The organism is Pseudomonas sp. SIMBA_041 (genome assembly GCF_046535095.1).
GTDB classification, from domain to species: Bacteria; Pseudomonadota; Gammaproteobacteria; order Pseudomonadales; family Pseudomonadaceae; genus Aquipseudomonas; species Aquipseudomonas mucoides.
In genome coordinates this window covers 651321-670378 of record NZ_JAWRXJ010000002.1, presented here as the reverse complement: position 1 = coordinate 670378, position 19058 = coordinate 651321, and the positions used below count along the sequence as shown (strand labels likewise).

The following is a 19058-nucleotide window of genomic DNA, read 5'->3' as shown; positions in this document are numbered from 1 at the left end:
CGCGGTTCCTGTAGGCGCCGGGCTTGCCCGCGATGGCGATCTATCAGGCCACCCGATTCAAATCGTTGTGACGCGTCTCCTTCAGGCACAGCACCGCAATCAAGCTCAGCACCGCCGCCCCCGACACATACCCTCCGACATAACTCAAACCCCCCATCGCTACCAGTTTCTGCGCAAAGAATGGCGCCGCCGAGGCCCCGACGATCCCGCCCAGGTTGTAGGCAGCCGACGCACCGGTATAGCGAACGTGAGTTGGAAACAGCTCCGGCAGCAACGCACCCATCGGCGCAAACGTCACGCCCATCAGAAACAGTTCGATGCACAGGAACAGCGCTACACCCCAGGTCGAGCCGTGAGTCAGCAGCGGTTCCATCAAGAACCCGGACAGAATCGCCAACACGCCACCGATGATCAGTACCGGTTTGCGTCCATAACGGTCGCTGGCCCATGCCGACAGCGGCGTTGCGGCGGCCATGAACAGCACGGCGAAGCACAGCAGGGCGAGGAAGGTTTCACGGGTATAGCCGAGGGTCGACACACCATAACTCAGCGAAAATACCGTCGAGATGTAGAACAGCGCGTAGCACACCACCATCGACCCGGCGCCCAGCAGCATCGGTGCCCAGTATTGGCTGAACAGCTCGACCAGCGGGATTTTCACCCGTTCCTGACGGGCCATGGCATTGGCGAATACCGGGGTTTCGTGGAGCTTGAGGCGCACGTACAACCCGACCATCACCAGGACGGCACTGAGCAGGAACGGAATCCGCCAGCCCCACGAGCGGAATTGTTCGTCATTGAGGGTCATGGCCAGGGTCAGGAACAGCCCGTTTGCCGCCAGAAAACCAATCGAAGGGCCAAGCTGCGGAAACATACCAAACCAGGCGCGTTTGCCCTTGGGCGCATTCTCGGTCGCCAGCAACGCCGCACCGCCCCATTCACCGCCCAGTCCCAGGCCTTGGCCAAAGCGCAGCACGCACAGCAGGATCGGTGCCCAGGCGCCAATGCTGTCGTAACCCGGCAACACGCCGATCAACGTGGTGCAGACGCCCATCAGCAGCAGCGAGGCCACGAGGGTGGATTTTCGCCCGATACGGTCACCGAAATGGCCGAATAACGCTGAACCCAGCGGTCGCGCAAGAAAGGCGATGCCGAAGGTGAGGAACGCCGACAGCATTTGCGCGGTGCCGGAGGTCTGCGGGAAAAACACCGGCCCGATCACCAGTGCGGCCGCAGTGGCATAGACGTAGAAGTCGTAAAACTCGATGGCGGTGCCGATGAAGCTCGCGGTGGCCACCCGAGTGGCGGAGTTCGTCGGCGCAGGCGTGGTTTCGGTATAAGTCGTGCTGGTCGTCATGCGGTTATCCCTGACAGTCATGTGCCCCAGTGGAGCGAATTATTATGGTCGAACACCCAGGGATGTGGGTTTTGATGCGGAGTGCGGGTAGCACAGGGGTGGGGCGGGGCTTGGGTAAGCGCTCCGATTATAGGAAGGCGCCTAACGATCAAACAAGCGCAAATCCTTGTAGCAGCCTTCGGCAGCTGCTACAGGGGGAGGGCGGGGTGATTAGAGGATGGCTGGCACCGAGCTGGTATGCCAGATCAGCACCCGCGTGACGCGATTATCTTCGGTTTCCAGAATCTCCAGCCGGTAGCGCCCGATCTTCAGGCAGACCGCGCTGTCCGGAATGGTTTCCAGCGCTTCGGTCACCAACCCGTTAAGGGTTTTCGGACCGTCACTAGGCAGATGCCAACCGAGGCTCTTGTTCAGATCGCGAATTGACGCCGCACCATCGATCACCAGGCGCCCGTCGGCCTGCGGATGGATGTGCGGATTGTCCAGGCTGTGCTGGCTTTCGAATTCGCCGACGATTTCTTCCAGAATGTCTTCCAGGGTGACGATGCCAAGCACTTCGCCGTACTCGTCGACCACCATGCCCAAGCGGCGCTGCTGCTTGTGGAAATTCAGCAATTGCAGCTGCAGCGGGGTGCTTTCCGGGACGAAATAAGGGTCATGGCTGGCCGCCATCAGCGCCTCCATGGTCAGGCTGGCATCCGGTAGCAAATGACGAATGTGCCGGGTATTGAGCACCGCTTCAACCTGGTTGATGTCGCTGTGGAAGACCGGCAGGCGCGTGCGCTTGTTGTGGCGCAATTGCTCGATGATTTCCTCGATCGGGTCGTCGAGGTTGATGCCGTCGACGTCACTGCGCGGCACCAGAATGTCGTTAACCGTGATGTTGTCCAGCGCGTGGATGCCGGACAGCGGGTGCGGGCGGCAGACACTGTGGTCGTGATCGTCGTGGCGATCCCCGGGTATTTCATCTTCGCTCTGCTGCACCACTTTGACTTTGCGGGCGAACGGTCGCATCAGCAATTGGCTGATGGCGTTGAGCAGCCAGGCGGCCGGGTAGATGATTTTCAGAGGAACACCGAGCAAGGTGTTGCCCAGGTTCAGCACGGCGTCAGGGTAGCGAGTCGCGAAGGTGCGCGGCAGGTAGTCGGCGAATATCAGCAGTGCGGCGCCAGCACCGATGCAGGCAGCCCACGGACCATTGGCCGACCAAGTGAAAATCGCCAGCAAGGTGCTGATGACCATGACCAGCGCGCGACACAGGGTATTGCAGAAAATCAGGCTGTTGAGCGGAAAGCTCAGCTTCGCCACCGGTTTGTCGCTTGAGCGCGAGGCGGTGCGCTGGGCCAGCAAATGCTGTTGTGCCACTTCGATGGCGGTAAACAGCCCCGACCATAAAATCAGCAGGGCCAATACAGCGAGCATCGGCCCTATGGGCAAGTCGTCCATTAATGCCGCTCGTCAGATATGCAGGATGTATTCACGAACCAGCTTGCTGCCGAAATACGCCAGCATCAGCAGGCAGAAACCGGCGAGAGTCCAGCGAATCGCCTTGTGTCCACGCCAGCCGAGTCGGTTACGGCCCCACAGCAGCACGCTGAAGACAATCCAGGCCAGGCACGCCAGCAAGGTTTTATGCACCAGATGCTGGGCGAACAGGTTGTCGACAAACAGCCAGCCGGAGATCAATGACAACGATAGCAGGGTCCAGCCGGCCCACAGGAAACCGAACAACAGGCTTTCCATGGTTTGCAGCGGCGGGAAGTTCTTGATCAGCCCTGAGGGATGCTTGTGCTTGAGCTGGTGGTCTTGAACCAGCAGCAGCAGCGCCTGGAACACCGCGATGGTGAACATGCCATAAGCGAGGATCGACAAGAGGATATGGGCGAGGATGCCCGGCTCTTCGTCAATGACCTGTACGGTGCCGGCCGGCGCAAACTGCGCCAGCAGCACGGTCGCGGCCCCCAACGGGAACAGCAATATGAGCAGGTTTTCCACCGGGATTCGCGAGCAGGCCAGCAGGGTCAATGCGATGACCGCTGCGGCAATCAGGCTGGCGGCGCTGAAAAAGTCCAGGCCCAGGCCGATCGGCGTCAGCAGGTGGGTGAACAGGCTGGCGCTGTGGGCCAGTACGGCCAGCACGCCGAGCGTGACCAGCAGGCGCTTGTTCGCCTTGGCGCCGGTGGCCAGACGAGAGCCCTGATATAGAGTCGCAGCGGCATATAAGCAGGCGGCGGCGAGAGTGGTAAGCAAACTGGGTGACAAGGGGAGCATAAATCCTGTTAGGCAAGCCCGAAAGGCGCTGAGTTTGGCATAGAACCCCCGCTGCACGAAAGTGTGAGGTGTCCGCCAGACGCAGTCTTCGCTATAATCCGCGACCTGCCCACGCCGCAGGCTCGCCGAGCACATGTTTATTCCGGTCTGGGCCGCCATTATCCCGGTCTACACAGGGCCTGAAAGGATCGCGCAATGTTTGAAAACTTAACCGACCGTCTCTCGCAGACGCTGCGCCATGTCACCGGCAAGGCCAAGCTGACCGAGGACAACATCAAAGACACCCTGCGCGAAGTGCGCATGGCGTTGCTCGAAGCCGACGTCGCCTTGCCAGTGGTCAAAGACTTCGTCAATTCGGTCAAGGAGCGCGCTGTCGGCACCGAGGTGTCGCGCAGCCTGACGCCGGGCCAGGCCTTTGTGAAGATCGTCCAGGCCGAGCTCGAAAGCCTGATGGGCGCAGCCAACGAAGACCTGAACCTGAGCGCCGTTCCACCTGCCGTGATCCTGATGGCCGGTTTGCAGGGCGCCGGTAAAACCACCACCGCCGGCAAGCTGGCGCGCTTCCTTAAAGAGCGCAAGAAGAAGTCGGTCATGGTCGTGTCCGCGGACGTTTACCGTCCAGCGGCGATCAAACAGCTGGAAATGCTTGCCGGTGAAGTCGGTGTGACCTTCTTCCCGTCCGACCTGAGCCAGAAGCCGGTCGACATCGCGCAAGCGGCTATTAAAGAAGCAAAACTGAAATTCATCGACGTGGTCATCGTCGACACCGCCGGTCGTCTGCACATCGACGAAGAGATGATGGGCGAGATCAAGGCGCTGCACGCCGCGATCAACCCGGTCGAAACGCTGTTCGTGGTTGACGCCATGACCGGCCAGGATGCTGCCAACACCGCCAAGGCGTTTGGTGATGCACTGCCGCTGACCGGCGTGATCCTGACCAAGGTCGACGGTGATGCCCGTGGCGGTGCCGCACTGTCGGTTCGCGCCATCACCGGCAAGCCGATCAAGTTCATCGGTATGGGCGAGAAGAGCGACGCGCTCGATCCGTTCCACCCTGAGCGTATTGCTTCGCGCATCCTCGGCATGGGCGACGTGCTCAGCCTGATCGAACAGGCCGAAGCCACCCTCGACAAGGACAAGGCCGACAAACTGGCCAAGAAACTGAAGAAAGGCAAAGGCTTCGACCTCGAAGACTTCCGCGATCAGTTGCAGCAAATGAAAAACATGGGCGGCCTCGGCGGCCTCATGGACAAACTGCCGAACATCGGCGGCGTCAACCTGGCGCAAATGGGCAATGCCCAGGGTGCGGCAGAAAAGCAATTCAAGCAGATGGAAGCCATCATCAACTCCATGACCCCGGCCGAGCGCCGCGACCCTGAGATGATCAGCGGTTCGCGCAAGCGCCGGATTGCCATGGGTTCCGGCACTCAGGTGCAGGACATTGGTCGCTTGATCAAGCAACACAAGCAGATGCAGAAGATGATGAAGAAATTCTCCGCGAAAGGCGGAATGGCCAAGATGATGCGCGGCATGGGCGGTATGTTGCCCGGCGGCGGCATGCCAAAGATGTAAAGAATTCGCGTCGGCAGTCATGTCGGCGCAACCCCCACACGGAAGTGGGATCTCCAGCAAACCCGCACTTGGCGGGAGCTGACTGGCCGTTTTCAACGACGGCTCTATAGCAAATCTGGATGGCGTCCGATAGGCCGCCGGAAAAAGTCATTTGCAAAAGTCCGGATATTCCTTAGAATATGCGGCCTTTCGGGCACCTATGCCCGCTGTGCCTTTAGATTTGCAGCACCGACTACAGGAACGATGTTCACATGCTAACAATCCGTCTTGCCCTTGGCGGCTCCAAAAAGCGCCCGTTTTACCACTTGACCGTAACCGACAGCCGCAACCCGCGCGACGGTTCGCACAAGGAACAGGTTGGTTTCTTCAACCCTGTTGCTCGTGGTCAAGAAGTCCGTCTGTCCGTGAACCAAGAGCGCGTAGCCTACTGGCTGAGCGTTGGTGCACAACCTTCTGAGCGTGTTGCTCAGTTGTTGAAGGACGCGGCTAAGGCTGCGGCCTGAGCAATATGAACGCGACGCCAGCTGTTGCTGATGATTTGATCGTTATCGGCAAAATTTATTCGGTTCATGGCGTTCGCGGCGAAGTGAAGGTGTATTCCTTTACTGATCCGACAGAAAACCTGTTGCAGTACAAAACCTGGACGCTCAAGCGCGAAGGCAATGTGAAACAGGTCGAGCTGGTCAGCGGACGTGGGAACGACAAGTTCCTGGTCGCGAAGCTCAAGGGTCTTGATGATCGTGAAGAAGCGCGTCTTCTGGCCGGTTACGAGATCTGTGTGCCGCGCAACCTGTTCCCTGAATTGACCGACGGCGAGTACTACTGGTACCAGCTGGAAGGTCTGAAGGTTATTGATCAACTCGGGCAATTGCTCGGGAAAATCGATCATCTTCTGGAAACCGGCGCCAATGATGTAATGGTGGTCAAGCCTTGCGCTGGCAGCCTGGATGATCGCGAACGCCTGTTGCCCTATACGGAGCAATGCGTGTTGGCCGTCGACCTTGCCGCAGGCGAGATGAAGGTGGAATGGGATGCGGACTTCTAAGCGTGGCTAACTTGCGCGTAGAAGTGATCAGTTTGTTTCCCGAGATGTTCTCCGCCATCAGCGAGTACGGCATCACCAGTCGGGCGGTGAAACAGGGGCTCTTGCAGCTCACCTGTTGGAACCCGCGAGACTACACGACGGATCGACATCACACTGTGGATGATCGCCCATTTGGCGGTGGTCCGGGCATGGTGATGAAGATCAAGCCCCTGGAAGATGCTCTGGTTCAGGCCAAAGCAGCAGCCGGGGAGGCGGCGAAGGTAATTTACCTGTCCCCCCAAGGCCGTCAACTGACTCAGTCGGCGGTGCGCGAGTTGGCGAATCTGGATGCATTGATCCTGATTGCCGGCCGCTATGAAGGCATTGACGAGCGATTTATTGAAGCTCATGTCGATGAAGAGTGGTCGATTGGCGACTATGTACTGTCTGGCGGCGAGCTGCCGGCGATGGTCCTGATCGATGCGGTTACACGACTGCTGCCTGGAGCTTTAGGGCATGCGGACTCCGCCGAGGAAGATTCCTTTACGGATGGTTTGCTGGATTGCCCGCACTACACCCGACCGGAGGTGTATGCGGATCAGCGTGTTCCCGACGTGTTGCTAAGTGGCAATCACGCGCATATCCGGCGTTGGCGTTTACAGCAGTCCCTTGGTAGGACCTTTGAACGACGCGCCGATCTTCTGGAAAGCCGCTCGCTTTCTGGAGAAGAGAAGAAGCTGCTCGAGGAATACATCCGCGAGCGGGACGATAGTTAACAACGTATCGATGGTAGATCCGACGATTTACCTTAGGAGCACAGCATGACTAACAAAATCATCCTTGCACTCGAAGCAGAGCAGATGACCAAAGAGATCCCTACCTTTGCCCCGGGCGACACCATTGTCGTTCAGGTGAAAGTGAAGGAAGGCGACCGTTCGCGTCTGCAAGCGTTCGAAGGTGTTGTTATCGCCAAGCGTAACCGCGGCGTAAACAGTGCATTCACCGTTCGTAAAATCTCCAACGGTGTTGGCGTAGAGCGTACTTTCCAGACCTACAGCCCGCAAATCGACAGCATGGCCGTTAAACGTCGCGGTGACGTACGTAAAGCCAAGCTGTACTACCTGCGTGACCTGTCCGGTAAAGCAGCTCGCATCAAGGAAAAACTGGCTTAAGTCCAGCTTCCGATGCAGAAAAAAGCAGCCTTCGGGCTGCTTTTTTGTTGCCTGCGATTTACGCTGCCGCGCTATCTTCAGGCTGAATCAATGCCAACACCGTCCACCCTGCCGAAGGTTTAAGCGCACTGTCCGGCGTCACCACATGCACCCAGCCGCTGTCATCGCGAGCAAACAGCAACGTCGCCCGCTCACCATGCAACGCCTGATACTCCTCCCAGCCAAAGCCCTCGGTCAGATGCGTGCTGTACAGCTCCGCCCCCTGATGCAGCTGATTGGCCAGTTTTACGTAAGTTAACTCCTCATTGCCCAGCAAACGCCCGCGATGCTCATGGCTGGCGCGATGCTTGTCGGTGCGTCGGCTCTCCTGACCGCTGGCCAGCCCGAACAAGCGTTGATGACCAAAGTCATGACGAAAGCGCATCGACGCCAGTGTGTTCAGTTCGCCGGACGGCGATAGCGTCAGCAAATGTCCCAGCCCGACCAGGTCCAGGTGCGCGTCCGCATGCTGCGACGCCGGATTGCCGAAGTACGTCGGCAAGCCCTCCATGCGCGCCGCTCGAATATTTTCCCAGCTCGAGTCCGTCAGGAGCACTCGACTGCCCAGTTGTTGCAAGGCTTTGCCCAAGGTTCGCGCCGGAGCGTTGGCCCCGACGATCAGAAAGCCGCTGGGCGCCGGTTCAGCCACTTTCAGCAAGCGCGCCAACGGTCGCGCTGTGGCACTTTGCAGCACCACCGTGCCAATGATCACGGCAAACGTCAGCGGCACCAGCAGCAAGGCACCTTGGTGACCGGCCTCATGCAGGCGAATCGCGAAAATCGCTGACACGGCCGCCGCGACAATCCCGCGCGGGGCTATCCACGACAGCAGCGCCCGTTCGCGCCAGCTCAGATTCGAGCCGAGGGTGGAGAGCATCACGTTCAAGGGGCGTGCGATGAACTGAATGATCAGCAGCAGAATCAGCACCAGCGGCCCGAGGCCGATCATGGCGTTCAGATCGAGGCGCGCCGCCAGCAAGATGAACAGCCCCGAAATGAGGAGCACGCTGAGGTTTTCCTTGAAGTGCAGGATATGCCGCACATCCACCCCTTTCATGTTGGCCAGCCACATGCCCATCAAGGTCACGGCCAGCAGTCCGGACTCGTGCATCACTTCGTTGGCGGTAATGAAAATGCCCAGCACCGCGGCCAGTGCGGCCAGATTGTGCAGGTACTCCGGCAGCCACTGGCGCCGAATGATCATGCCGAGCACCCAGCCACCGGCCACCCCGAACACGCCGCCGCACAGAATCACGCCGCCAAAGGTCAGCAAGCTATGGCTCAAGCCTTCACCCGCGGCGCTGGCGATGATGAAGCTGTAGACCACCACGGCGAGCAAGGCACCAATCGGGTCGATGACGATGCCTTCCCAGCGCAGGATGTTGGCGATCGACGCTTTGGGCCGCACCACGCGCAACATCGGCACGATCACCGTGGGGCCGGTGACCAGCGTCAGGCTGCCGAACAAGATGGCGAGCAACCAGTCGAAACCCAGCAGGTAATGGGTCGCGACGGCGATGACCACCCAGGTCGAGAGCGCGCCGATGGTGACCAGTCGATGCACCACGCTACCTATCTCGCGCCATTCCGACAGGTGCAGCGTCAGGCTGCCTTCAAACAGGATCAGCGCCACCGCCAGCGACACCAGCGGCATCAATAGCGGCCCGAACATGGCCTGCGGGTCGAGCCAGCCCAGAATCGGCCCCACCAGAATGCCGGTGAGCAGCAGGAAAAGAATCGCCGGCAATTTCAGGCGCCACGCCAGCCACTGACAACCCAACGCCGCTGCGCCGATACCGCCAATCGCCAACAGAATCTGCTGTTCGTTCATTGAAGCTCCTGTTCCTTGAAGTAGCGGGCTATGAAAGACTAGCGGCCATTTATTCCGTTCACCCTTTTTTCGCACGCTGTCTCAAGACTGCGTGTCTAGAGCGATCATGCCTGCTATCGATCATCCCCTGATAGACCAATTCCTCGACGCCCTGTGGCTGGAGAAAGGTCTTTCCGACAACACCCGCGATGCCTACCGCAGTGACCTGGCCCTGTTCAACGGCTGGCTGCAGGAGAAGGGCCTGGAGTTGGTCAATGCCGGTCGCGAGTTGATCCTCGATCACCTGGCCTGGCGTCTCGAGCAGAACTACAAACCCCGTTCCACCGCGCGATTTCTCTCAGGTGTGCGTGGCTTTTATCGCTATCTGCTGCGGGAAAAACTGATCGCCGTCGACCCGACCTTGCGCGTCGACATGCCTCAGTTGGGGAGGCCGTTGCCTAAATCCCTGTCGGAAGCCGACGTAGAAGCCTTGCTCAAGGCGCCGGATCTAAGCGAGGCCATCGGCCAGCGTGACCGCGCCATGCTCGAAGTGCTTTACGCCTGTGGTTTGCGAGTGACCGAGCTGATCAGCCTGACGCTGGAGCAAGTCAACCTGCGCCAGGGTGTGCTCAGGGTGATGGGCAAGGGCAGCAAGGAGCGACTGGTGCCGATGGGGGAGGAGGCGATTGTCTGGGTCGAACGCTACATGCGCGACGCCCGTGGCGAGCTGCTCGGTGGTCGTCCCAGTGATGTGTTGTTTCCCAGTCAGCGCGGCGAGCAAATGACCCGCCAGACCTTCTGGCACCGCATCAAGCACCAGGCCAAGGTCGCCGGGATCGGCAAGTCGCTGTCGCCCCACACCTTGCGCCATGCCTTCGCCACGCATCTGCTCAACCACGGCGCCGACCTGCGTGTGGTGCAAATGCTGCTCGGCCACAGCGATTTGTCGACGACCCAGATCTACACCCACGTCGCCCGGGCGCGCTTGCAAGACCTGCATGCCAAACATCACCCGCGCGGTTAACACAGGACTCTGTAGCAGCCGGACGCAGGCTGCGCCAGCCGCTACATAAAGCGTCGTGCACCGTGAGCGAAATGTCGTGCATCAGGCGCATTCGGCCACACGGACCTTATGTGGTAGGCTTTGCCGGTTTGTACGATGGGCGGTTATGACCCGGTGTTTCGGCACGGGCGTTCTGATCGTCCCATTTGTCCGCCTTCAGGAGTTCTCATGCGTCTGACCCAGATTTTCGCCGCCGCCGCCATTGCGTTGGTCAGCACCTTTGCCGTCGCCGATGACGCGGCCGACAAAGCCATTCGTAAAAGCCTGGAAAACCTCCAGCTCGAAGTACCGGTAGAAAGCATCTCCGCCAGTCCGCTGCCGGGCCTGTACGAAGTCAAACTGCAAGGCAGCCGCGTGCTCTACGCCAGCGCCGATGGCCAATATGTGGTTCAGGGCTACCTGTTCCAGCTCAAGGACGGCAAACCGGTCAACCTGACTGAGAAGACCGAACGCCTGGGCGTGTCCAAACTGGTCAACGCAATCCCTGTCGCGGAAACTGTGGTCTACCCGGCCATCGGTGAAACCAAGTCGCACATTACCGTGTTCACCGACACCACCTGCCCGTACTGCCACAAACTGCACGCCGAAGTGCCTGAGCTGAACAAGCGCGGCATCGAAGTGCGCTACGTCGCGTTCCCGCGTCAGGGCCTGGGCTCGCCGGGTGACGAGCAACTGCAAGCGGTCTGGTGCTCGAAAGACAAGAAAGCGGCCATGGACAAAATGGTCGACGGCAAGGAAATCAAGGCCGCCAAGTGCGATAACCCGGTTTCCAAACAGTTCGCCCTCGGTCAGTCGATCGGCGTGAACGGCACACCGGCCATCGTTTTGGCCGACGGTCAGGTCATTCCGGGCTACCAGCCTGCGCCACAAGTCGCCAAACTGGCATTGGGCGCGAAGTAAATTCGCATCGTCACGGTCAGCCATTGACGATCGTGGTCCGGCAGCGTCATCGCCAGGCCATTAATAGAGAGCCGCGAGCACGCGGCTGTTTTCACGGCCGACCTTGAGTCGGCCGTTTTATGGGGAGTTCACAGTGAAACCGGTCAAAGTAGGCATCTGTGGGTTAGGAACCGTCGGTGGCGGTACCTTCAACGTACTTCAGCGCAACGCCGAGGAAATTGCTCGTCGTGCCGGGCGTGGAATCGAAGTGGCACAAATTGCCATGCGCACGCCAAAGCCTCAGTTCCAGACGACCGGTATTGCGATTACCAACGATGTCTTCGAAGTGGCCACGAACCCTGAGATCGACATTGTTATAGAGCTGATGGGCGGCTACACCGTTGCCCGCGAGCTGGTACTCAAGGCCATCGAGAATGGCAAGCATGTGGTCACCGCGAACAAGGCATTGATTGCCGTTCACGGTAATGAAATTTTCGCCAAGGCTCGCGAGAAAGGCGTGATCGTGGCGTTCGAAGCGGCTGTGGCCGGTGGCATTCCGGTGATCAAGGCGATCCGTGAAGGCCTGTCCGCCAACCGCATCAACTGGGTCGCCGGCATCATCAACGGCACCGGCAACTTCATCCTCACTGAAATGCGTGAGAAAGGTCGCACCTTCGAAGACGTGCTGGCCGAGGCGCAAGCCCTGGGCTACGCCGAAGCCGATCCGACCTTCGACGTTGAAGGTATCGATGCCGCTCACAAGCTGACGATCCTGGCGTCCATCGCGTTCGGTATCCCGCTGCAGTTCGACAAGGCTTACACCGAAGGCATCACCAAGCTGACCACCGCTGACGTGAATTACGCCGAAGCGCTGGGCTACCGCATCAAGCACCTCGGCGTGGCTCGCAGCACTGCGGCCGGTATCGAGTTGCGTGTGCATCCGACGCTGATTCCGGCCGATCGTTTGATCGCCAATGTCAACGGCGTGATGAACGCCGTCATGGTCAATGGCGATGCTGCCGGTTCGACCCTGTTCTACGGCGCAGGTGCCGGCATGGAGCCAACCGCTTCGTCGGTGATCGCCGACCTGGTGGACGTGGTTCGCGCCATGACCTCCGACCCGGAAAACCGCGTACCGCACCTGGCCTTCCAGCCGGATTCGTTGTCGGCGCATCCGATCCTGCCGATCGAAGCCTGCGAAAGCGCCTACTACCTGCGCATTCAGGCCAAGGACCATCCGGGCGTGTTGGCCCAGGTGGCGAGCATCCTCTCGGAGCGCGGCATCAACATCGAATCGATCATGCAGAAAGAAGTGGAAGAGCATGACGGTCTGGTGCCGATGATCCTGCTGACGCACCGTGTGCTGGAACAGCGCATGAACGACGCGATTGCCGCCCTTGAAGCGTTGACGGGTGTGGTCGGTCCGGTTGTACGGATCCGCGTCGAGCACCTGAACTAAACAAAAGCAGCGGCAAGCTGCGAGCTCCAAGCGGCAAGTCAAAGGCAGTCCGGCTTTTACTTGCAGCTTGTAGCTTGAAACTTGAAGCTCAAACCAAAGGTTTGCCCCTATGCGCTATATCAGTACCCGCGGCCAGGCACCGGCCCTGAATTTCGAAGACGTCCTGCTGGCCGGTCTCGCCACCGACGGCGGTCTGTACGTCCCGGAAAACCTGCCACGATTCACCCAGGAAGAAATCGCTTCGTGGGCCGGCCTGCCGTATCACGAGCTGGCTTTCCGGGTGATGCGCCCGTTCGTTACCGGCAGCATCCCGGACGCCGATTTCAAAAAAATCCTCGAAGAAACCTACGGTGTGTTCTCGCACAGCGCCGTTGCGCCGCTGCGTCAGCTGAACGGCAACGAATGGGTTTTGGAGCTGTTCCACGGCCCGACCCTGGCGTTTAAAGACTTTGCCCTGCAACTGCTCGGTCGTTTGCTCGACTACGTGCTGGAAAAGCGCGGGGAACGCGTGGTAATCGTTGGCGCCACCTCCGGTGATACCGGTTCGGCCGCCATCGAAGGCTGCAAGCACTGCGAAAACGTCGACATCTTCATCCTGCACCCGCACAACCGTGTGTCCGAAGTGCAGCGTCGCCAGATGACTACCATCTTCGGCGAGAACATCCACAACATCGCCATCGAAGGCAACTTCGATGACTGCCAGGAAATGGTCAAGGCGAGCTTCGCCGACCAGAGCTTCCTCAAAGGCACACGCCTGGTCGCGGTGAACTCGATCAACTGGGCGCGGATCATGGCCCAGATCGTTTACTACTTCTATGCATCGCTGCAACTGGGTGGCCCGGCGCGTTCGGTATCGTTCTCGGTGCCGACCGGTAACTTCGGCGACATCTTCGCCGGTTACCTGGCGCGCAACATGGGCCTGCCGATCAATCAGTTGATCGTCGCCACCAACCGCAACGACATCCTGCACCGCTTCATGAGCGGCAATCAGTACGTCAAGGAAACCCTGCACGCCACGCTGTCGCCGTCGATGGACATCATGGTCTCGTCGAACTTCGAGCGCCTGCTGTTCGACCTCCACGGTCGCAACGGCGCAGCGATTGCCGGGCTGATGGACAGCTTCAAGCAGGGTGGCGGTTTCAGCGTCGAACAGGAACGCTGGACCGAAGCCCGCAAGCTGTTCGATTCCCTGGCCGTGGATGACGCACAGACCTGCGAAACCATCGCCGAAGTGTACGAACAAACTGGCGAGCTGCTGGACCCGCACACCGCCATCGGCGTGAAGGCTGCGCGCGAGTGCCGTCGCAGTCTGGACATTCCAATGGTGATCCTTGGGACGGCCCATCCGGTCAAATTCCCGGATGCCGTGCAGAAAGCGGGTGTAGGAAAAGCGCTTGAACTCCCTACACATCTTTCTGATTTGTTTGAGAGAGATGAGCGTTGCACCGTGTTGCCAAACGACCTGAAAGCCGTGCAGGCCTTTGTCAGTCAGCATGGCAACCGTGGCAAGCCGTTGTAACCGCTAAAAGCTGTCACATTTTGAAGCCCGTCTCCTGACGGGCTTTCTCATTTCTGCGTGCCACACTTGTTGCGTTTTCGCCCCATGAAGGACGGGCGAGTTGATCGCGAAGGAAGTGGTAATGCAGTTTTTCAAAAGGCTCGGACCAGCCGTGTGCTGGATGTTTTTAGTCAGTGTCATGGGCTTTACCCACGCGGCGCTGGCAGCGCAATGGGTGAATTCCGAGGCGAAGGAGGCGGTTGTCGATGCGACGATCAAACTCGACGCAGAGGAATTGCGATGGATTGCCGAGCACCCGCAAGTCACCGTCGCATCGGTGCAGTACCCGTTGTATCTGTTCAAGGATGAGCACGGCCGATGGAGTGGCTTGAACAACGATCTGCTCAATCGCATCAGTGCCATGACAGGCTTGAAGTTTGTTCACGAAGAATCGTTTTCCACTGATCAGATGCTCGGGCGTCTGGAAAGCGGCGCCGCGGACATGAGCACGACACTGGCAGTGAATGACGAACGCAAAGGCTTTCTGGATTTCAGTCATGCCTTTGGTGGTGCTGGCTGGGTGTTCGTGGGGCGGGCAGAAGAACCTCTGGTGCAGTCCCTCGAGCAGTTGTCGAAAAAAGTCCTGGTGCTGCCGACCCGGCATGCACTCGAAGGTACGATTCGCCACGACTATCCGGCGATCGAACTGCGCTCGGTCAAAACCTATGCCGAAGCCAGGGCATTGGTTGAAAGCGGTGAAGCCTTTGCCACCATCGAAAATGAAATCGGGGCGCAGCTGTATCCGCTGGGGCAACTCAAGGTCGGGCGTGCGGTGGAGGGCAAATGGGAGGCCGATCATCTGGCCGTACGCAAAGGTCAGTCGCCGTTGCTGAGCATCCTCAACAAGGCGCTTGAGGCCTTTCCACCTGCCGAGTTGCGGGCCATTCGCTTGACGTGGCTCAGCGGAATCGGATCAATGAAGACGCCCACCCTCTGGCAGCGGCTTAGCGATTGGGGGTGTTGGGGCTTGGTTGTCGTCGGTCTTTTTGGTCTGCTTTCATTGCTCTGGAACCGACGCCTGGCCGGCTTGAACCAGCAACACCTGAACGACGAGATGAACCTCAACGATCAACTCGCCTTCCAGCATGCCTTGATGGATGCCATGCCCGATCCGGTGTTTGTACGTGATCTGCAAGGGCGTTTGATCATGTGCAACAAAAGTTATGAAGAGAGTCTGGCAACCCGTTTCGATCAGATTCAGGGGCGACAGTTGATCGAACTCGATCTCCTGCCCAAAGTGACGGCAGAGCGCTTGCATGCAGAGTTCATTACCCTGTTGAGTACACGCAAGCCCCGGTTCGTTGAGCGTCAATTGGAGTTCAAGAACGGTGTCAGGGATATCTATCAGTGGACGGTGCCGTTCTACAGCGGCGATGGCCAATTGCGCGGTCTACTCGGAGGCTGGACGGATAAAGACAGGCGGCGGGGTAAGTGATGCGGCTGTTTTTTCCCTGTCATCTTTGCCGTGCATGCTCTATCGACCAGAGGCGCCGACGCGCCTGCACCTGGAAATCCAGAACTTTCTTCTCGGGCCAGTGGTCATTAACTGTGAGCACGCCCCAGGCACTTTGTTTTCGGACTATTGAGTGGTGATCGAGATGGAAAGTATCAGTCTATTGCTCGGTGAGGCACTGAGCCCGTATCAGGTCACGCTGACCCCGTCGGGTGCCCATGGCGAATGCCTGGTGACGTTGAAGAATGCGACCGGCGCGATAGTGGTGGAACGCGCCTTCAATCAGGCTCAGTTGACCGACAAGCGTCTGCTGACCGATGTCGTCGACGGATTGCACCGCGACGTGCTCATTGCCGAAGGACGGCTGGAGCCCTGTGTTATCGCGGCGTTGCGTAATGCAGCCCAGGAGAAAATGCTGGCTCGCAGAAATTGACGTGATTGTTGTGGGAACCTTCCTGCGCTTAGGTCAGTCAGACCATGTAACAGCAGGATCAAGCATTGTGCTCCGGTGCTTGTAGCTTGCTGCTACTGGTCTTTATGTAGGCCACGTTTAACCCCGAGTCGTCTCCCCACTTCTCGGGGTTTCTTTTTGCCCGCGATTTGTCAGTGCTCGGCCTGATGCTCGAAAAACGCCTTGGTTTCTGCCAGATAATCCTTACGCCTTTCGGGATCGAGCCAGTCGGCATACAACGGGTCCAGTCGCTCATGAGGCAGTGTGCGCAATAGCTGGTTTATTCTGCTGATCGCCTGGCGTCCCTGGTCTGTATTGGTGCAACCGATGTGCCCGGACATGTATTTGCCCGTGCCCTTGATCGGATAAAACGCCAGTTCATCATCGGAAATGTGCTCTTGACGAGCCAGGTAGCGAATTTCTGGCCAGTAACCCAGCACCACCTGCAATCGTCCCAGACGTTGCATCTGCAACAGGCTGCCGAGCGCATCGTTGCCGTAGTGAGGCGTCAGAGCACCGGCCGGTGCCTGCTTTAGCAATGCATCGAGGACTTGTCCGTAACTGCGCTCGGCCACCACGCCGACTTTCTTGCCACTGCCGGCCAACAGCGCTGCCAAATCGACTTCACCATCGCTCAGAAACGGTTCCAGCACGGGTCGATTTTCCTTGCGAACCACAAGTCCATTGCTCACGGCGCGGAAGGCTGGAATCGAAAAGGCGATCCACTGTTCCCGCTCCTTGGTCCAGACCAGCGAGGGATCGCAGGTAAACGACGGTTCGTGAAGCATCTGCATACCGCGGGCGCGGTTGACCCGCATCAGGATGTGTTCGTATTGCGGCATGCCGGCAATCAACAGCGGCAGCATCTGATCGATGATCCCCTGACCTTTTTTCGGGCCCTCGAAGATCATCGTCGGTGGCAAATCACGCAGCAACCAGATCAGCGTCTCTTTAGGTTGCGCCGAGACGGGGAGTGCCAGCCCGGCCAACAGCCAGAAAGCCGCCATTGCGCACCCGTTGCGGGGGGCGTGGAGGGCTGATGAAAGCAGGCGCTTCAGCTTAGATGGCCCCGTCTTCACGCAGCTTTTCGATCTGTACCTTGTCGTAACCAAGATCGTGCAGTACCTGCGCATTATGTTCGCCCAACTGCGGCCCGACCCATTCCGAAGTGCCAGGTGTCTCTGAGAGTTTCGGCACAATGCCCGGCATCTTGAAATCTTTACCGTCCGGAAGCTTGGCCTGCAGGAACATTTCCCTGGCCAGGTATTGCGGGTCGCTGAACATGTCTTCGGCACTGAAGATCCGGCTGGCCGGCACGTCAGCCTGATTCAGCCGTTCGATCACGGTATCCAGCGGCAGTGAATTGACCCAGCGATCGATCACGCCGTAAATCTCGTCACGACGGCTGTCACGTCCGTCGTTGCTGGCCAGTACCGGGTCATTGGCCAGGTCTTCGCGGCCGATGATCAGCATGAACCGTTTGAAAATCGCATCACCGTTGGCGCCGATCTGCACATGTTTGCCGTCGGCGCTGGTGTGGATCGAAGAGGGTGTGATGCCCGGCATGATGTTGCCGGTGCGTTCGCGAATGAAACCAAACACATCGAACTCCGGCACCATGCTTTCCATCATGGCGAAGATGGCTTCGTACAACGCCACGTCGACCACTTGGCCGAGGCCGCCGTTCACTTCGCGATGACGCAGGGCCATCAGCGCGCCGATTACGCCCCAGAGTGCTGCAATCGAGTCACCGATGGAAATCCCGGTGCGCACCGGTGGTCGGTCTTCGAAACCGGTGATGTAGCGCAAGCCGCCCATGGACTCACCGACCGCGCCGAAACCTGGCTGGTCCTTCATCGGCCCGGTCTGACCAAAACCGGAGAGACGTACCATCACCAGTTTCGGGTTCAACGCGTGCAGGACGTCCCAACCCAGGCCGAGCTTTTCCAGCACACCGGGGCGAAAATTCTCGATCAGGATGTCCGCTTCAGCGAGCAGTTTTTTCAGAATCGCCAGGCCATCCGGGTGTTTCAGGTTCAGGGTCAGGGACTTTTTATTGCGCGCCTGGACGAACCACCACAGCGAGGTGCCTTCGTACAGTTTTCGCCATTTGCGCAATGGATCGCCACCGTCGGGGGATTCGATCTTGATCACTTCGGCGCCAAACTCGCCGCAAATGCGCGAGGCAAACGGCCCGGCGATCAACGTACCCAATTCGATGACTTTCAGACCTGAGAGCGGTTTTCCGGTGAGCGGCATGCGGGATCCTGTAGGACAAAGGCTGAGCAGAGATAGCGTTTTAACATAGCCGAACGTCAGACGAGCAAGCAGAATCGCCTTCAGTTCGATGATTGCCTACAGCATCGGTTAGACTTGCCGCCTTTCCTCGTATCAAGAAGCCCGTTCATGGCCCAGCCGTCCACGACCTACAAGTTTGAACTGAACCTCACCGACCTCGACCGCAGCATCTACGAGACCGTGAAGCAGACCATCGCCCGTCACCCTTCGGAAACCGAAGAGCGCATGACCGTGCGGCTGTTGGCCTACGCCTTCTGGTACAACGAGCAGCTGTCATTCGGTCGTGGTCTGTCTGACGTGGATGAACCTGCCCTGTGGGAAAAGAGCCTGGACGACCGCGTCCTGCACTGGATCGAAGTCGGCCAGCCAGACGCCGATCGCCTGACCTGGTGCTCGCGTCGCACCGAACGCACGAGCCTGTTGGCTTATGGCAGCCTGCGCGTCTGGGAAACCAAAGTGATCCCTGCGATCAAAAACCTGAAGAACGTGCACATTGCTGCCGTGCCTCAGGAAATCCTGGAAACCCTGGCCAAAGACATGCCACGGGTGATCAAGTGGGACGTGATGATCAGCGAAGGGACGATTTTCGTCACCGACGACCGTGGTCAGCACGAAGTCCAGTTGCAATGGCTGCAAGGCGAGCGCGGCTAAT

General features: G+C 58.9%; 18 protein-coding genes. 12 read left to right on the top strand and 6 right to left on the bottom strand.

The window, feature by feature from the left end:
* Positions 1 to 43: 43 nt before the first annotated feature.
* The 3 genes from SB725_RS06800 to SB725_RS06790 all read right to left on the bottom strand — a co-directional run bounded on the left by SB725_RS06800 (position 44) and on the right by SB725_RS06790 (position 3628).
* Entirely contained in the window at positions 44 to 1357 is a 1314-nt protein-coding gene (locus SB725_RS06800) for an MFS transporter (RefSeq protein WP_027924904.1), read from the bottom strand.
* A gap of 210 nt (positions 1358 to 1567) precedes the next feature.
* A complete protein-coding gene (locus SB725_RS06795) occupies positions 1568 to 2803 on the bottom strand; it encodes a transporter associated domain-containing protein (protein ID WP_027924905.1) in 1236 nt (411 codons plus the stop codon).
* Positions 2804 to 2815: 12 nt separating this feature from the next.
* Positions 2816 to 3628 (bottom strand): inner membrane protein YpjD, encoded by an 813-nt coding sequence (locus SB725_RS06790; RefSeq protein WP_027924906.1) that lies wholly within the window; start codon positions 3626 to 3628, stop codon positions 2816 to 2818.
* 195 nt (positions 3629 to 3823) lie between these two features.
* Here SB725_RS06790 and ffh point away from each other — a divergent pair, with 195 nt between their 5' ends.
* The 5 genes from ffh to rplS all read left to right on the top strand — a co-directional run bounded on the left by ffh (position 3824) and on the right by rplS (position 7396).
* Positions 3824 to 5200, top strand: a complete 1377-nt coding sequence (gene ffh, locus SB725_RS06785) for a signal recognition particle protein (RefSeq protein WP_027924907.1) — start codon at positions 3824 to 3826, stop codon at positions 5198 to 5200.
* Between the two features lie 251 nt (positions 5201 to 5451).
* Positions 5452 to 5703: a 30S ribosomal protein S16 gene (gene rpsP, locus SB725_RS06780; RefSeq protein WP_007944872.1), complete on the top strand. Its 252-nt coding sequence runs from the start codon at positions 5452 to 5454 to the stop codon at positions 5701 to 5703.
* A 5-nt stretch (positions 5704 to 5708) separates the two neighbouring features.
* Positions 5709 to 6245: a ribosome maturation factor RimM gene (gene rimM, locus SB725_RS06775; protein ID WP_008014731.1), complete on the top strand. Its 537-nt coding sequence runs from the start codon at positions 5709 to 5711 to the stop codon at positions 6243 to 6245.
* Positions 6227 to 7000, top strand: a complete 774-nt coding sequence (gene trmD / locus SB725_RS06770; protein WP_154503229.1) for a tRNA (guanosine(37)-N1)-methyltransferase TrmD — start codon at positions 6227 to 6229, stop codon at positions 6998 to 7000. The genes rimM and trmD overlap by 19 nt, the downstream gene beginning before the upstream one ends.
* Before the next feature lie 45 nt (positions 7001 to 7045).
* Positions 7046 to 7396: a 50S ribosomal protein L19 gene (gene rplS, locus SB725_RS06765; RefSeq protein WP_003175895.1), complete on the top strand. Its 351-nt coding sequence runs from the start codon at positions 7046 to 7048 to the stop codon at positions 7394 to 7396.
* A gap of 58 nt (positions 7397 to 7454) precedes the next feature.
* On the opposite strand, the gene SB725_RS06760 is transcribed toward rplS, so the two are convergent.
* Positions 7455 to 9266 carry a cation:proton antiporter gene (locus tag SB725_RS06760; RefSeq protein WP_059181565.1) on the bottom strand — a complete coding sequence of 604 codons (1812 nt, stop codon included), beginning with the start codon at positions 9264 to 9266 and terminating at the stop codon, positions 7455 to 7457.
* A gap of 106 nt (positions 9267 to 9372) precedes the next feature.
* Here SB725_RS06760 and xerD point away from each other — a divergent pair, with 106 nt between their 5' ends.
* The 6 genes from xerD to SB725_RS06730 all read left to right on the top strand — a co-directional run bounded on the left by xerD (position 9373) and on the right by SB725_RS06730 (position 16090).
* On the top strand, positions 9373 to 10269 hold the full coding sequence (gene xerD, locus SB725_RS06755) for a site-specific tyrosine recombinase XerD (protein WP_027924909.1): 897 nt from the start codon (positions 9373 to 9375) through the stop codon (positions 10267 to 10269).
* 207 nt (positions 10270 to 10476) lie between these two features.
* Positions 10477 to 11208 (top strand): bifunctional protein-disulfide isomerase/oxidoreductase DsbC, encoded by a 732-nt coding sequence (gene dsbC, locus SB725_RS06750; protein ID WP_010462985.1) that lies wholly within the window; start codon positions 10477 to 10479, stop codon positions 11206 to 11208.
* Positions 11209 to 11341: 133 nt separating this feature from the next.
* Complete coding sequence (locus SB725_RS06745; RefSeq protein WP_410921458.1) at positions 11342 to 12646, top strand: homoserine dehydrogenase; 1305 nt, start codon at positions 11342 to 11344, stop codon at positions 12644 to 12646.
* 109 nt (positions 12647 to 12755) lie between these two features.
* Positions 12756 to 14165 (top strand): threonine synthase, encoded by a 1410-nt coding sequence (thrC, locus tag SB725_RS06740; RefSeq protein ID WP_059181564.1) that lies wholly within the window; start codon positions 12756 to 12758, stop codon positions 14163 to 14165.
* 121 nt (positions 14166 to 14286) lie between these two features.
* Positions 14287 to 15639, top strand: a complete 1353-nt coding sequence (locus SB725_RS06735; protein WP_059181563.1) for a transporter substrate-binding domain-containing protein — start codon at positions 14287 to 14289, stop codon at positions 15637 to 15639.
* A gap of 163 nt (positions 15640 to 15802) precedes the next feature.
* Positions 15803 to 16090, top strand: coding sequence for a DUF3509 domain-containing protein (locus SB725_RS06730; RefSeq protein ID WP_027924913.1), 288 nt, complete (start codon positions 15803 to 15805; stop codon positions 16088 to 16090).
* A 170-nt stretch (positions 16091 to 16260) separates the two neighbouring features.
* On the opposite strand, the gene SB725_RS06725 is transcribed toward SB725_RS06730, so the two are convergent.
* Complete coding sequence (locus tag SB725_RS06725) at positions 16261 to 17187, bottom strand: TIGR02285 family protein (RefSeq protein WP_059181562.1); 927 nt, start codon at positions 17185 to 17187, stop codon at positions 16261 to 16263.
* A complete protein-coding gene (locus tag SB725_RS06720; protein ID WP_410921457.1) occupies positions 17168 to 18367 on the bottom strand; it encodes a CaiB/BaiF CoA transferase family protein in 1200 nt (399 codons plus the stop codon). The genes SB725_RS06725 and SB725_RS06720 overlap by 20 nt, the downstream gene beginning before the upstream one ends.
* Before the next feature lie 147 nt (positions 18368 to 18514).
* Here SB725_RS06720 and SB725_RS06715 point away from each other — a divergent pair, with 147 nt between their 5' ends.
* Positions 18515 to 19057: a YaeQ family protein gene (locus SB725_RS06715; RefSeq protein ID WP_027924916.1), complete on the top strand. Its 543-nt coding sequence runs from the start codon at positions 18515 to 18517 to the stop codon at positions 19055 to 19057.
* Position 19058: the final 1 nt, after the last annotated feature.

Bases quoted from the DNA above. Each gene is read 5' to 3' on its own strand.
- SB725_RS06800 (WP_027924904.1), bottom strand. From the start codon at position 1,357: ATGACGACCAGCACGACTTATACCGAAACCACGCCTGCGCCGACGAAC.
- SB725_RS06795 (WP_027924905.1), bottom strand. From the start codon at position 2,803: ATGGACGACTTGCCCATAGGGCCGATGCTCGCTGTATTGGCCCTGCTG.
- SB725_RS06790 (WP_027924906.1), bottom strand. From the start codon at position 3,628: ATGCTCCCCTTGTCACCCAGTTTGCTTACCACTCTCGCCGCCGCCTGC.
- ffh (WP_027924907.1), top strand. From the start codon at position 3,824: ATGTTTGAAAACTTAACCGACCGTCTCTCGCAGACGCTGCGCCATGTC.
- rpsP (WP_007944872.1), top strand. From the start codon at position 5,452: ATGCTAACAATCCGTCTTGCCCTTGGCGGCTCCAAAAAGCGCCCGTTT.
- rimM (WP_008014731.1), top strand. From the start codon at position 5,709: ATGAACGCGACGCCAGCTGTTGCTGATGATTTGATCGTTATCGGCAAA.
- trmD (WP_154503229.1), top strand. From the start codon at position 6,227: ATGGGATGCGGACTTCTAAGCGTGGCTAACTTGCGCGTAGAAGTGATC.
- rplS (WP_003175895.1), top strand. From the start codon at position 7,046: ATGACTAACAAAATCATCCTTGCACTCGAAGCAGAGCAGATGACCAAA.
- SB725_RS06760 (WP_059181565.1), bottom strand. From the start codon at position 9,266: ATGAACGAACAGCAGATTCTGTTGGCGATTGGCGGTATCGGCGCAGCG.
- xerD (WP_027924909.1), top strand. From the start codon at position 9,373: ATGCCTGCTATCGATCATCCCCTGATAGACCAATTCCTCGACGCCCTG.
- dsbC (WP_010462985.1), top strand. From the start codon at position 10,477: ATGCGTCTGACCCAGATTTTCGCCGCCGCCGCCATTGCGTTGGTCAGC.
- thrC (WP_059181564.1), top strand. From the start codon at position 12,756: ATGCGCTATATCAGTACCCGCGGCCAGGCACCGGCCCTGAATTTCGAA.
- SB725_RS06735 (WP_059181563.1), top strand. From the start codon at position 14,287: ATGCAGTTTTTCAAAAGGCTCGGACCAGCCGTGTGCTGGATGTTTTTA.
- SB725_RS06730 (WP_027924913.1), top strand. From the start codon at position 15,803: ATGGAAAGTATCAGTCTATTGCTCGGTGAGGCACTGAGCCCGTATCAG.
- SB725_RS06720 (WP_410921457.1), bottom strand. From the start codon at position 18,367: ATGCCGCTCACCGGAAAACCGCTCTCAGGTCTGAAAGTCATCGAATTG.
- SB725_RS06715 (WP_027924916.1), top strand. From the start codon at position 18,515: ATGGCCCAGCCGTCCACGACCTACAAGTTTGAACTGAACCTCACCGAC.